This window comes from Actinoplanes sp. 13 (assembly GCF_056134165.1).
This window is the reverse complement of record NZ_JBVYOQ010000033.1, coordinates 36,145-48,642: the sequence shown is the minus strand read 5'-3', so window position 1 is coordinate 48,642 and position 12,498 is coordinate 36,145. Positions and strand designations below refer to the sequence as shown.

13 protein-coding genes are annotated in these 12,498 nt (G+C 71.9%); 4 read left to right on the top strand and 9 right to left on the bottom strand.

The window, feature by feature from the left end:
* Positions 1-13 precede the first annotated feature (13 nt).
* The 3 genes from AC0NH5_RS37250 to ppk2 are packed head-to-tail and all read right to left on the bottom strand — an operon-like array spanning position 14 to position 1,735.
* The gene (locus tag AC0NH5_RS37250) at positions 14-691 is read right to left on the bottom strand and encodes a potassium channel family protein (protein ID WP_474412093.1); all 678 of its coding nucleotides are present in this window, start codon (positions 689-691) and stop codon (positions 14-16) included.
* The gene (locus AC0NH5_RS37245) at positions 688-894 is read right to left on the bottom strand and encodes a hypothetical protein (RefSeq protein ID WP_474412091.1); all 207 of its coding nucleotides are present in this window, start codon (positions 892-894) and stop codon (positions 688-690) included. The genes AC0NH5_RS37250 and AC0NH5_RS37245 overlap by 4 nt, the downstream gene beginning before the upstream one ends.
* Before the next feature lie 49 nt (positions 895-943).
* A complete protein-coding gene (ppk2, locus tag AC0NH5_RS37240; RefSeq protein ID WP_474412089.1) occupies positions 944-1,735 on the bottom strand; it encodes a polyphosphate kinase 2 in 792 nt (263 codons plus the stop codon).
* An 85-nt stretch (positions 1,736-1,820) separates the two neighbouring features.
* Here ppk2 and AC0NH5_RS37235 point away from each other — a divergent pair, with 85 nt between their 5' ends.
* The 3 genes from AC0NH5_RS37235 to AC0NH5_RS37225 all read left to right on the top strand — a co-directional run bounded on the left by AC0NH5_RS37235 (position 1,821) and on the right by AC0NH5_RS37225 (position 4,707).
* On the top strand, positions 1,821-3,143 hold the full coding sequence (locus AC0NH5_RS37235) for a diacylglycerol/lipid kinase family protein (RefSeq protein WP_474412087.1): 1,323 nt from the start codon (positions 1,821-1,823) through the stop codon (positions 3,141-3,143).
* Between the two features lie 141 nt (positions 3,144-3,284).
* A complete protein-coding gene (locus AC0NH5_RS37230) occupies positions 3,285-3,686 on the top strand; it encodes a hypothetical protein (protein ID WP_474412085.1) in 402 nt (133 codons plus the stop codon).
* Positions 3,661-4,707 (top strand): YihY/virulence factor BrkB family protein, encoded by a 1,047-nt coding sequence (locus AC0NH5_RS37225; RefSeq protein WP_474412083.1) that lies wholly within the window; start codon positions 3,661-3,663, stop codon positions 4,705-4,707. The genes AC0NH5_RS37230 and AC0NH5_RS37225 overlap by 26 nt, the downstream gene beginning before the upstream one ends.
* On the opposite strand, the gene AC0NH5_RS37220 is transcribed toward AC0NH5_RS37225, so the two are convergent.
* Entirely contained in the window at positions 4,680-6,215 is a 1,536-nt protein-coding gene (locus tag AC0NH5_RS37220) for an MFS transporter (protein ID WP_474412081.1), read from the bottom strand. The two genes, AC0NH5_RS37225 and AC0NH5_RS37220, sit on opposite strands and share 28 nt — an antisense overlap.
* The gene (locus AC0NH5_RS37215) at positions 6,212-6,760 is read right to left on the bottom strand and encodes an Rv1733c family protein (protein WP_474412079.1); all 549 of its coding nucleotides are present in this window, start codon (positions 6,758-6,760) and stop codon (positions 6,212-6,214) included. Before AC0NH5_RS37215 ends, AC0NH5_RS37220 begins: the two co-directional genes overlap by 4 nt.
* A 113-nt stretch (positions 6,761-6,873) precedes the next feature.
* On the opposite strand from AC0NH5_RS37215, the gene AC0NH5_RS37210 reads away from it, so the two are divergent.
* Positions 6,874-7,368 (top strand): hypothetical protein, encoded by a 495-nt coding sequence (locus AC0NH5_RS37210; RefSeq protein WP_474412077.1) that lies wholly within the window; start codon positions 6,874-6,876, stop codon positions 7,366-7,368.
* Between the two features lie 47 nt (positions 7,369-7,415).
* Here AC0NH5_RS37210 and AC0NH5_RS37205 read toward each other — a convergent pair whose 3' ends face one another.
* From AC0NH5_RS37205 to AC0NH5_RS37190, 4 genes are all read right to left on the bottom strand, one after another.
* Entirely contained in the window at positions 7,416-8,147 is a 732-nt protein-coding gene (locus AC0NH5_RS37205) for a metallophosphoesterase family protein (protein WP_474412075.1), read from the bottom strand.
* Positions 8,148-8,179: 32 nt separating this feature from the next.
* Positions 8,180-9,535 (bottom strand): arginine deiminase, encoded by a 1,356-nt coding sequence (locus tag AC0NH5_RS37200; RefSeq protein WP_474412073.1) that lies wholly within the window; start codon positions 9,533-9,535, stop codon positions 8,180-8,182.
* Between the two features lie 55 nt (positions 9,536-9,590).
* A complete protein-coding gene (locus tag AC0NH5_RS37195; RefSeq protein WP_474412071.1) occupies positions 9,591-10,427 on the bottom strand; it encodes a class II glutamine amidotransferase in 837 nt (278 codons plus the stop codon).
* A 62-nt stretch (positions 10,428-10,489) separates the two neighbouring features.
* Positions 10,490-12,484, bottom strand: a complete 1,995-nt coding sequence (locus AC0NH5_RS37190) for a phage holin family protein (RefSeq protein WP_474412069.1) — start codon at positions 12,482-12,484, stop codon at positions 10,490-10,492.
* Positions 12,485-12,498 lie beyond the last annotated feature (14 nt).

Here is a 12,498-nt window from a genome sequence, read left to right as displayed (position 1 = left end):
AACAGCAGTGGCGTCATGTCCGGTCCTCCGTGGTCGCCTGCCAGTTGCGCGGCCGCCAGTTCTCCACCACCTTGGCCACCGCGGTGACCAGGAATAGCTGGCCGAGCAGGGCCTCCAGGACGGCGATGCTCTGTGCCGGATTGGTCACCGGGACGAGGTCGCCGTACCCGGTGGTGGTCATCGTGACGAAGCTGAAGAAGAGGGCGTCGGCGAGCGACGGGTCGCCGTCGGCGCCGAACAACGGGCCGGGCTGGAGAACGGCCACGCAGGCGTACGCGAACCCGAACGCCATCCCGATCAGCAGATAGGCGGAGAGCGCCCCGAGCAGGGTCTGCCGGTCCACCTCCCGGCGGCCGGCCAGGTCGCGCAGGATCGAGAAGGGCGCCAGCAGGTACAGCGTGCTGGCCGCCAGGAACGTCCATCCGGTCAGCGGCGACTTGGGCACGATCAGGTCGCCCACCGCCGCGAGCAGGGCCAGCACGAAGACCAGGGCCGCGGTGAGCCGGACCCCGGGCCGGGCCGAGGACACCCGCAGGACGTGCCACACGGTGAAGGTCTGCACGAACAGCAACACCGCGATGATCCAACGTTCGTCGGCGGACAGCGCCAGCACGTAGGTGATCCCGATCAGCAGCAGCACCGCGCCGTAACCACCGCGCGCCGGACGGGCTCGCCAGAGCCGCTGCCTCAACGGGACTCCTCCGGACTGTCCTGCGGGCCGTCCTCGGCCGGCAGGCGGCGCACCTCGATGAGCCGCAGCCCGAGGCCGTGGATCCGGGAGATGAGGCCAACCACGGCCGACTGGTCCGGCAGCGACCCGTGCAGCACGGTCTCCGGCGGCTCGACGCTGACCGTGAGGTCGCGCAGTTCCGCCAGAACCTCGTCGGGAATCATGCCGGACACTCTGAGCTGATATGACGCCTCGGGCACGATGATGGCCTCCTCACCCGGCGAACTTGCCGCTGCGCTCCCGCTCGGCCTCCATCGCGGCGATCTCCTCGACCCCGGGCACCACGATCGCGGGGTCCGGCGTGAAATCCAGACCGGGATCGCGTCCCTTGTAGTCGACCGCGTTGAGGATGACCTTCATGGTGTTCAGCCGGGCCTGCCGCTTGTCGTTGGAGCGGACGATCAGCCAGGGTGCGGCCCGGGTGCCGGTGCGGTGGAGCATCTCGTACTTGCGGTCGGTGAAGTCGTCCCAGCGGTCCTGCGCCTGCAGGTCGATCTCGCTGAGCTTCCACTGCCGCAGCGGGTCGGTGCGCCGGCGGTCGAACCGCCGCGCCTGTTGCTCACGGGTCACGCTGAAATAGAGCTTCACCAGCACGGTGCCCTGGCGGACCAGGTCCTTCTCGAAACCGGTCACGCCGCGCAGGAAGTCGCGGTACTCCTTCTCGCTGCAGAAGCCGAAGACCCGCTCGACCATCGCGCGGTTGTACCAGCTGCGGTCGAACAGGACCATCTCGCCGCCGGCCGGGAACTGGGCCACGTAACGCTGGAAGTACCACTGGGTGCGCTGTTCCTCGGTGGGCCGGCCGAGCGCGACGACCCGGTAGTGCTTCTCGTTCATGAATCGGGTGACCCGGCGGATGGCACCGCCCTTGCCGGCCGCGTCGCGACCCTCGAAGAGCACGATCATCCGGAGCTGTTCCAGCTCCAGATGCCGCTGCAGCTTCAGCAGTTCGACCTGCCAGGGGCGCAGCTCGCGCTCGGCGTTCAGCTTCGCAGCGGGTTCCATGGCTCCACCCTCGCTACGGGCCCGGCAGCGCACGTCATCCCAAGCGGATGAGGACCGGCCGCCGGGGCCGCGTGACGCTGACGACATGACTGAGCCGGCTGACCAGATGACTGAGCCGATCGAAGGGTCCCGGCGCTGGCTGGCCCGGCTGTCGTTCGCCACCGCGGCGATCGCCGTGCTGCTGGTGCTCGCCGTCGCGGGCCTGGCCCGGAGCCTCGCGTTGCTGCTGACCGGCGCGCTGGGCACGGCGGCGGGGCTGGCCGCGGCGTGGTGGTTCCTCACCCACCGGGGCGTGCTGCGCTGGCTGGCCGGCGCCGTGGTGGTCGTCGCGCCACTCGTGGTGATGACGCTGTTCGCCCGCGCGAACCTGGTCTGGGTGGTGGTGGTCTTCGGGCTGCTCTGGTCGGCCGCGGTCGCCGCCGGGCGGCATGCGCTGACCCCGGCCCGGCCGGACGAGGCGGTGGAGCACGAGACCACGGCGCCGCTCCGCCCGTACCTGATCATGAATCCTCGCTCGGGTGGCGGCAAGGTCGAGCGGTTCCGCCTGGCCGAACGGGCCCGCGCCCTCGGCGCGGAGGTGGTGTTGATGGACGGCCCGGCGGTGGACGTCGGCGCGCTCGCCCGGCAGGCCGTCCGCGACGGCGCCGACCTGCTCGGCGTGGCCGGCGGCGACGGCACCCAGGCGCTGGTCGCGGGCATCGCCGCCGAGCACGGGCTGCCCTTCCTGGTGATCTCGGCGGGCACCCGCAACCATTTCGCGCTGGACCTGGGCCTGGACCGGGAGGATCCGGCGAAGTGCCTGGACGCGCTCACCGACGGCGTAGAGATCCGGGTCGACCTGGGTCTGATCGGTGACCGGACGTTCGTCAACAACGCCTCGTTCGGCGCCTATGCGGCGATCGTGCAGAGCCCCGCCTACCGCGACGACAAGGTTCGTACGACCCTGAGCCTGCTGCCGGAAGTCCTCGCCGGAGAGCGTGGGCCGCGCCTGCAGCTGGACGTCGGCGACGTCTGCGTGACCGGGCCGCAGGCCGTGCTGATCAGCAACAACCCGTACACCGCGGACGACGTGGCCGGGCTGGGTGAACGGCCGCGACTGGACAGCGGGGTGCTGGGCGTGTTCGCGGTGAGCGTGCGCGGCGCCGCCGACGCGGCCGGCCTGGTCAGTGGGCGAGGGCGGCGCCGGTCGCTGATCGCGCGGACCGCCGGTGAGGCGGTCGTGGACGCCGACACGCCGACGCTGGCGGTCGGCATCGACGGCGAGGCGGTGAGCATGCCGACGCCGGTGCGGTGCGCGATCCGGCCAGGGGTGCTTCGGGTCCGGGTGCCGCGGGATCGTCCCGGGGTCCGCCCCGCCATGGACTGGGCCCGGCTCCGGCGGCTGGCCCGGTTCACCCGGCACACCTGATCCACGCCGCACTCTGATTCACCCAGCACCTCAGATTCACCCAGCACCTCAGATTCACCCAGCACCTCAGATTCACCCAGCACCTCCGATTCACCCCCCACAGATGACGCGCACATCCCGCTGCGGCGGGATCGTCAGGGCATGAGAATCCTGATTGTCGTGACGGCCATGGGCGTCCTCGCCGCCGGTGGGTGCGCCGGCCAGGACGAGCCGCAGGTGCCCGCCGTCTGCGAGAGCTGGGCCGCGGTGCAGAACACCGTCGGCCACATCCGCGAGGTGAACGTCTCGGAGAACGGCCTGACCGCGCTCCGTCCCTATGTGAGCGAGCTGCTGAACGAGCTCAACCAGCTGGTGCTGGACGCGAAGGCGCAGTTCGGCACGCAGGCGGACCAGCTGCGGACCACGGTGGAGCAGCTCCAGGCGAGCGTCGGCCCGGCACGCGAGGATCCGAACGTGACGAACCTGGCCGCGGTCCGCACGTCGGTCGCGGCCGTCCGGTCCAGCGCGCAGACCCTGCGTGAAGCCATCGCCGGGGTCTGCTGATGGCGGGCCTGCTGGTGGCGGGCCTGCTGACGGCGGGCCTGCTGGTGGCGGGCCTACTGACGGCGGGCGAGCAGAGCTGACCCTGCGCCGCCTGGACGAGCTGCAACGTCGACGTCCGGCGCTGGGCTTCGGGTACGCGGTGGTCCGCAAATTCCTGGACGACGGCGGGATGCGCGAGGCCGCCCTGATCACCTACTACGGCTTCCTCAGTCTGTTCCCGACCCTGCTGCTGGGTGTAGCGATCGTGTCCGAGGTACTGGCCCGCCGGCCGGAGCTGCGGGCCGAGGTGATCGCCGCGATCGTGCCGCCGGTGCTCCAGGACGGCATGGAGAGCGCGCTGGCCGGCCTGTCGGCGTCGGCCACGGCCTTCGTGGCGGGTGTGATCGGGCTGGTGCTGTCGGGGATCGGGGTGGTCGTCTCCGCGTACGAGACTCTCAACCACCTGGCGCACGTCCCGTTCCGGCTGCGGGCCGGCGTCGTCAGCCGTTATCTACGGGTCACCGTGGGCCTGACGGCCATCCTCACCGGCGCCCTCACCGCCGGCGGGCTGACGGTGGCGGCCGCCGCCCTGCCGATGCTGCCGATGCTGTCCCGGACCGGCGCGGTGCTCGGATCGTGTGCGGTGGCGTTCCTGGTGCTGCTGGCCGTGGCGTGGATCCTGCTGGCGCGGCCGGCGCCGTTCGCGGCGCTGTGGCCGGCCGCGGTGATCGGCGCTGTGGCGGTGACGCTGACCCTGAACCTCGGCGCGTTCGTGCTGCCCGGCCTGGTCCGCCGGGCCGGGCGCGTCTACGGCGGGTTCGCGACGGTGGCCGGGGTGTTCACCCTGCTCTACCTGTTGAGCAACCTGCTGGTGCTGGCGGCCGAGGTCGCGGCGGTCCGGCACGGGCGGCTGTGGCCGCGGGCCCTGCAGGAGAGCCGGCCGACACCGGCCGACGCGCGGGCCATGGAGCTGCTGGCCCGGGAGCAGGAGCGGTTGCCGGCGTCGACCATCGACTACGTGCTGCGCGACCCGCCGTCCTGATCGCTGACCCTCGCGCCGGGGAAGGCGGCCGGGTCGGAGACGGCAGCTGGATCAGGGACGGCAGCTGGATCAGGGACCGCAGCAGGATCAGGGACCGCAGCAGGATCAGCGACGGCAGTCTGGTCAGGGACGGCAGCCGGGCCGGTGCGGGGCAGGAACCACGCCGCGACGAGGCCGATCACTCCGGCGCCGGCCACAGCGATCATGGCCCAGACGTACGCACGACCCGGCGCCGCCCCGTCCACCCCCGCCACCAGGATCGTTCCGGTGAGCGCGGCGCCCAGCGACGAGCCCAGGTTGGACACGCTGCGCGACAGGCCGGAGATCTCCCCCTGCAGTTCCGCCGGGAAACTCGACTGCACCACGTTCACCGACGGTGTCAGCATCACGCCCAGCCCCAGGCCGATCACGAAGAGGCCGGGAAGCATCGCCACGATCCCTTCGGAGCCGCGGCCGAGCAGCAGGAGCAGCGCGATGCCCGCGATGGTGGTCGCGAACCCGGCGAGAATCAGGGTGCGCTGCGGCCGCCGCTTCGCCATCCGCTCGGCGAACAGCGACGAGATCAGCACCCCGATGGTGGTGGCGGTGAACACGCCGCCCGTCTCGATCGCGTTGTAGCCGCGGACCACCTGCAGGTAGGTCGACACCACGAACGAACACCCCATGACCATCAGCCACTGCGTGTTCTGCGTGACGAGTCCCAGATTGGAGACCCGGTTGCGGAACAGCGCCGTGGACAGCAGCGGCTCACGGCCGGTCCGTTCCTTCGCCCGCACCGTGGCGAAGAACCAGATGAGCGCGAGCGCACCGGCGACCACGAAGCCCAGCGACGCGAGCGGTTCGTCGTCGACGAGCAGGATGCCCAGCACGATCAGGATCAGGCCGGTCGCGGAGAGCACCGCCCCGGTGATGTCGAACGGCATCGACTTGTCGGCCGGCAGCGGGTCCCGCACCGCGCGCCGGCTGAGCAGCACGATCGCCAGGACGATCAGGGCCTGCAGGACGAAGGCGGCACGCCAGCTGATCGCGGAGGCGATGAAACCACCGATGAGCGGGCCCGCCACCGCGCCGATGCCACCCATCGCGCTGATCGCGCCGAAGGCGCGGGCCCGCGAGCCGATGTCCCGGAACAGCAGCGTGGTGAGGATGTAGACGGGCGGGATGAGCAGCGCGGTGCCGACACCCTCGAGCACCGAGTACCCGATGATGAGCACGCCCAGGTTCGGGGCGACGGCGCTGAGCAGCGCGCCCGAGCCGAACAGCAGCAGTCCGAGGATGAGGCACCACTTGCGACCGAACCGATCGGTCAGCTTGCCGCCGGGGATCATCAGGGCCGCCATGACCAGCAGGAAGAGCGTGATCGCGAACTGGACGCCGGCGACGGTGGTGTCCAGTTCCCGGCTGATGTCGGTGATCATCACGTTCATGTTGGAGCCGGCGAAACTGCAGATGAACTGGGCCAGCGCGAAGGCGGTCAGCGCCTGCCGCAGACCGGTCCCGCCGGTCATCGCTGGTCCTGGTTCCACCGGGGGCCGACCTCGAGCCATTCACGCTGCCAGGCCAGCGCCCGGCGCCGGTCCAGCAGGGCACACCCGGCGGCACGCAGGCCGGCCAGCGCGGCGGCCATGCAGAGCAGGACAGCCGCGACCACGAGCGCGGCCTGCGCGAGCGGATCGCGTTTCTGCGGCGGCGCGTGCAGCGCCCCGCGGTGGTCGGTCCAGATCAGCATCTGATCGCCGCGCCGCGCTTCCGGGGCGACCTGCATGATGCCGGTGCGCGGGGTGCCGTCCGGCGCCCGCCAGGTGGCGTTCGCGCCGCGTGGCGCGACTGTCCGCGACTCGCCCATGCCGACCGTCTCCGGCTCGGCGACCAGCACCGCCTCGACCTGGCGCAGGTGGTCGCGTTCCCACGTCGTGGCCCGGTCGTCGGCCAGGTAGCTGGACCGGGCGGCCCACCACCCCAGCAACGGCCCGGCCACGACGAACAGCAGGATCAGCGTGAGCGTCATGCCGCTCTCGATCCGGTCCGAGCGCCGGCGCAGCGGATTGTCCATGCGGCCAGCATCGGGCGCGGGAGGCGGCCGCCGGTTCATCCCGGCGGGATGAGGAGCCACCTCCCCGGCTCGGCGAGCCTGGATCCGGCCCAGCTTTCCCCGGGAGGTCCCACATGGCCGGCTCGATCCGCGTACGTCTGGCCCGGGAGACCGAGGAGGAGACCGCGACCGGCATCTACGGCTTGATCGTCGGCGCCGCCGTGGTGGTCGCCTCGCACGCGAAGACCGTGGTCGCGGTGGTCGCCGCCGTCCTGATCACGCTGACTGTCTACTGGGCAGCCGAGCGTTACGCGCGGATCGTCGCCGAGCGGATCCACACCGGACGGCGGCCGGCGTGGCACACGGTCCGGCACCACGTCACCCACGGCTGGGAGCTGGTGACCGCGACCTTCCTGCCGCTGCTGGTCATGCTGGGGTTCCGGCTGTTCCGGGCGGGACTGCTCGCCGCCGAGATCGCGTCGCTGGTCTGCACGACGGTGCTGCTCTGCGCCGCGGGGTGGCAGATGGGCCGGAACGGCCGGCTCAGCCGCACGGAGCGGCTGGTGTCGGCGATGGTGGCCGGCGCGTTCGGCGCGGCCCTGGTCCTGTTGAAGACCCTGCTGCACTGAAGACCCTGCCGCACTGAAGACCCTGCCGCACTGAACGCGCAGCAGGGTCAACCAGCGGGCAGCGTGACGATTCGCGCGGTGTGCCAGCCGGCCGGGCCGAACCGCCGCTCCCGGACCACGACACCGTTGCGATCCACCGTGATCAGGCTCCAGGAGCAGCCGGCCCCGCGCACCCGGCGGCTGGTCGCCGTGCCCGCGACCACGAAGACCGGCCGGGCCCGCCCGTCGGTCCGCACGTCCGGCACGTGCGTGTGCCCGGCCAGCACCAGGTCGACCCGGGCGGCGCGGACCGCGGCGAGCAGCCGGCGGCGCCCGAGGATCCGGGCGGTTCCGGTGGCGAGGGGCGGATGGTGCAGAGCCAGCAGCCGGACGTCGCCCGGCGGCGCGCTGCCCAGCACGCGGGTCACGGTGCTCACCTGGCGGGCGGTGACCCGGCCGTTCTTCCAGCGCCAGGGCGGCATCGACTGCAGACCGAGGGCGGTGAGGCCGGGCACCCGGCGGACCGGGTCCAGGTCAGTGTCGATCCAGGCTCGGTGCCGCCCGTAAGGGTCGACGACCCGCCGGAGGCTGAACAGCGGCACGTCGTGATTGCCGGTGACCGTCAGCAGCGGATCGGGCAGCCGGTCGAGGAGGTCCCGGACCAGGCGGAACTCCCGGGTCCGGGCCCGCATCGTGTTGTCGCCGGTGACGACCGTGAGCGCCGGGCGCGCCGCGGCCACGTCGGCGGCGAGGCTCTCCACAACCTCCGGGTGGTGCGCCCCGAGATGGAGATCAGACACGTGCGCCACGATCACCGGCCCGGCCGCGACGGTCACCGGAGGCGCGGGGCGGACGGGCCGCCGTGGTCGCGCGTGTTGCGGCTGGGTGGGAGGGAGCTGGGTGGGAGAGAGCTGGGTGGGAGAGAGCTGGGCGGGATGTGGAAGGCGACGCCCTCCTGGACGGCGTCGCGTTCGATCGGGCAGGTCAGGCACCGGGGACCGCCCCGGCCCCGGCCCAGCTCGCTGCCGGCGACGGTGATCACTTCGACGCCGTGCCGGCGCAGGAAAGCGTTGGTGGTGACGTTGCGCTCGTACCCGATGATCACGCCGGGCTCGACCACGAGGAAGTTGTTGCCGTCGTCCCACTGGTCACGCTGGGCGGCCCGGATGTCCTCGGTGGTCTCCAGCACCTGCACCTTGTCGAGGCCGAGGTCCTCGGCGATGGTCGCGAACAGGTCGTCGTTGCGCGTCACGCGCAACCGGTTCGGATCGTCGTCCGGCAGCACGGTCCAGGATCGTAACGCTTCCCGAAGGTACGGGTGGACCACGAAGGTGTGGCTGTCGATCATGGTTACAACGGTGTCCAGGTGCGTCGCGACAGGTGAGTTCATGGTGTGCGACCGCGGCAGCTCGACCGCGATCACCCTGGTCGCCGCCCCGGCCGCGAACAGGCTGCGGGCCAGGTTCTCGACGCCCATCGCAGTGGACCGCTCGCTCAGCCCGATCAGCACCGCGCCGCCGCCGAGCACGTGGATGTCGCCGCCCTCCGGGCCGACCGCCCGAGTGTGATCGTCACCGCCGTGCCAGACAGCGAAGTCGGCGACCGTGAACAGCGGATGAAACCGGTAGATCGCCGCGGTGTGCACCGACTCACGCAGCCGGCCCGGTATCGCCATCGGGGTGATGCTGACGCCGCCGTGGATCCACGCCGAGCCGTCCCGCTGGAACAGGTGGCTCGGCAGCGGGGGCAGCACGAACTCGTCGGCGTGCATCAGCTCCCAGCGCAGGCTGTGCACGGTGAAGCCGGCCAGCTCGCTCTTGAGCACCCCGCCGATCAGATATTCCGCCAGCCGCTCGCTCTCGGCCTGCTCGGCCAGCCGGCGCAGCGGACCGACCAGCGTGGGACCGACGGTGTCGTCGGTGACGACCCGGTCCATGACCCAGGCGCGGGCCGCCGGGATGTCCAGGACGTCGGCGAGCAGCCTGGCGAAGTAGTGCACCTTGACCCCCCGCTCGCGCAGCACCCCGGCGAACGCGTCGTGCTCCTCGCGCGCCCGGCGGGCCCAGAGGATGTCGCCGAAGTGCAGGTCCCGCACGGTGTCCGGGGTGAGCCTGCTCAGTTCGACGCCGGGCCGGTGCAGCACGACCCGGCGCAGCCGGCCGATCTCGGAATCGACGTGCAGGCTCATGCGCAGCTCCCGGGTGAGCGCTCGTGGGGTGGGACCGAAAGAGGGAGCGCCCCGGTCACGGCACCGCCGGCTCGAAGTGGCCGAGCTCGTCGTCGCCCTTCTGGATCACGCCGTAACTGGACTCCGGCACGGCCTGCCAGGCGCCCTCCAACTCGCCGAGGGGCTCCGAGACGACCAGCCGGGTCTCGTCGGACAGCCGGCGCAGCACCTGGTTGTCCGGGTAGAGCTGATGCAACGCGGTGATGTTGGTGCTGTAGTACAGCGATCGGCTGCGTCCCTCGCTGGAGTAGCGGAAACACCAGGTGCGGTCCCCGTCGGTGGTGGCCACGGTCATCTGCAGCGGGTGCGGCACGCCGTGCGCGCGGCCCACCGACTCGACCAGCCCGGCCATCCGTTCCACCGCCGCCACCGGCCGGTCCCGCAGGCCGAAGGTGAGCGCGAGGTAGAACATCACCTCGGAGTCGGTCGAGCCGGCCAGGAACGGGTACAGCTCCGGGTCGACGGCGAGGACGAGGTCCCGCTTGAGGCGCGCGAAATCGCTGATCGCGCCGTTGTGCAGCCACAGCCAGTTCTGATGGCGGAACGGGTGGCAGTTGGACTGTTGCACCGGTGTGCCGGTGCTGGCCCGGATGTGGGCGAGGAACAGCGGCGACATCGTGCAGCGGGCCAGCTCCCGCAGGTTGCTGTCGCTCCAGGCGGGGCCGACGCCGCGGAACAGGGCGGGCTCACCCGGCCCGTCCAGGGGGTACCAGCCGACTCCGAAACCGTCGCCGTTGGTGGTCTCCACGCCGTACCGGGAATGCAGACTCTGATCGATCAACGAGTAACGAGGCTTGTAGAGCAGCTCTTCGAGCCGGATGGGCGTACCGGAATAGGCCAGCCAGCGGCACACAGCGGATCCCTTCCCCAGCGGATGTTGCACGTCATCGTGTCCCGCCCGGTCATCGGCCGGACTCACCCCGGACGGATGAGGTCGCGCCGTGCGGATCGGCTGCCGGCCAGCTCCAGCCATCCGCAGAGGACGCGGTGCACGTGGTCCGCGCCGATCAGGTGTACGGGTGCCGGCCAGTCGCGCGGGTGGATCAGCAGCGGCCGGTTCTGCCAGCCGCCCATGCCGCCGTGACAGCCGATCAGGTCCTCGAACGCCGCGACCTCCTGGGTGATCGGATCCCAGAGGCTGTTCACGACCAGGTCGCCGGTGTTCGCCAGCCGGTCGTGCCGGCGCAGGTCGCCGGCCGCCTGCGGGCCGAACCCGAGCAGCGGGTCCAGCCCCTCCACCCGGTCGTCGCCGAGCCGGCGGCGCCCGGCGCGGCCCAGCACCATCGCGCCGTGCGCCTGGGAGCGGACCATCACCCAGCCGACGCCCGGGTGACTGGTCAGGCCGGTGAGCAGGGCCGGATACCGCTCCTCGAGTTCCTCCAGGGTCACCCGGCCGGGCATCCGGGCCAGATAGATCAGCGCCAGGTTGCCGGAGGACGCGATCACGATCTCGGGTCGCTCCGGCGCGGCGGCCGGGCCCACTGCCCGGTCCTTCTTCTCCACCGGCGGGGTACGGGTGAGCCCGGCCCGCAGCACGCCGGTCCGGCCGGCCTGCTCGTCCTCCTCGGTGGCCAGCACCGCGCCGGTCGCGGTGAGCCGCTCGACCAGGTCCTCCAGGCGCTGCCCGTAGCGCTGCTCGAACGTGTCGCCCTGGCTCTGCCCGTGGTCGGAGAGCACCACGAACCGGTAGGGCCGGGGCGCCGCCGCGGCCACCTCCTCCAGGGTGGCCAGCACCGCGTCGATCCCCTCCAGGGCGGCGAGGGACTCCGGCCGGGCCTGTCCCGCGTGATGGGCGATCTCGTCGTAGTCCACGAAGTCGCAGAAGACCGAGGGCGCGCCGCGCATCATCTGCTCGGCCACGACGGCCAGGTTGAGGTGCCGCAGCAGCACGTTGGTGACCCCGCGCAGCAGCACGTACGACCAGGTGCGCCGCATCCGTGGGCGGACACCGCGGATCCGCTGCCGGCGGGCCTGGTGCCGCTCCTTGACGATCTCGCCGACCGTCATCACCAGCGACCGGGTGAGGCCGAACGGGTCGAGCAGATAGGCGCTCAGGTAGCGGGCCGGGCCGTGCTCACGGGCCGGCAGGGTGCTCATCGTGAGCAGCGAGGTGGCAGCGTCGCCGGAGAACACGTTGGAGACGCTGACCCCGCCGTCGGCGAGCAGCCCCCGCCCGTCCGAGCAACGGGACTCGACCAGGGCGCTGTCGCGGGGGTGGTTGGTGACGACGAGGCGGCCGGTCGCCTTCTCGTACCACCGGAAGGCGGGCACCTGGTCGCTCGCGCCGTGCAGCAGCCCCGCCTGGCTGGCCGGCGTGGTCGCCGGCAGCTGCGCGTGCCACTCGGTCATCGTGTGGCTGCCGTCGCGCAGCCAGCGGCCGAGAGTAGGCAGGTTGCCTGCCTCGATCGCCCAGCGGGCCAGCGGCGCGGAGAGCCCGTCGATCTGGATCATGATGACGCCGGGCACGTCGCTGGGCGGCACGCTGCGCCGGAAGTGCCGGTTGACCCGGAGCAGGTGGTGGGTGACCGCGCCCGGCTGCCCGGCGGTGACCAGCCAGAGGCCTGCGCTCATCAGGACGGCGCCGAGCCAGGACGCCCAGAACGCGGCCCAGAACCCGTCCACGTGGATCCCCGGGGTGAGCAGCAGCGCAGCATAGACGAGCAGCGCCTGCACGACCAGCCATCCCAGCAGCACGCCGGGCCAGCCGATCGCGGTCAGCACGGTGATCAGCAGGGGGCGCAGCACGGCTCCGAAAACGCCGAGCAGCCCGGCCGCGACGAGCACCGACCATCCGTCCTCCATCGTGACGCCGGGTGAGAGCCAGACGGTGAGGTACACCGCGGCGGCGCCGAGGAGCACCGGGACCACGGTGGACAGCACCGGCCGGGGGCGTGGATCGATCGTCGGCATGCGGCCAGTGTCGG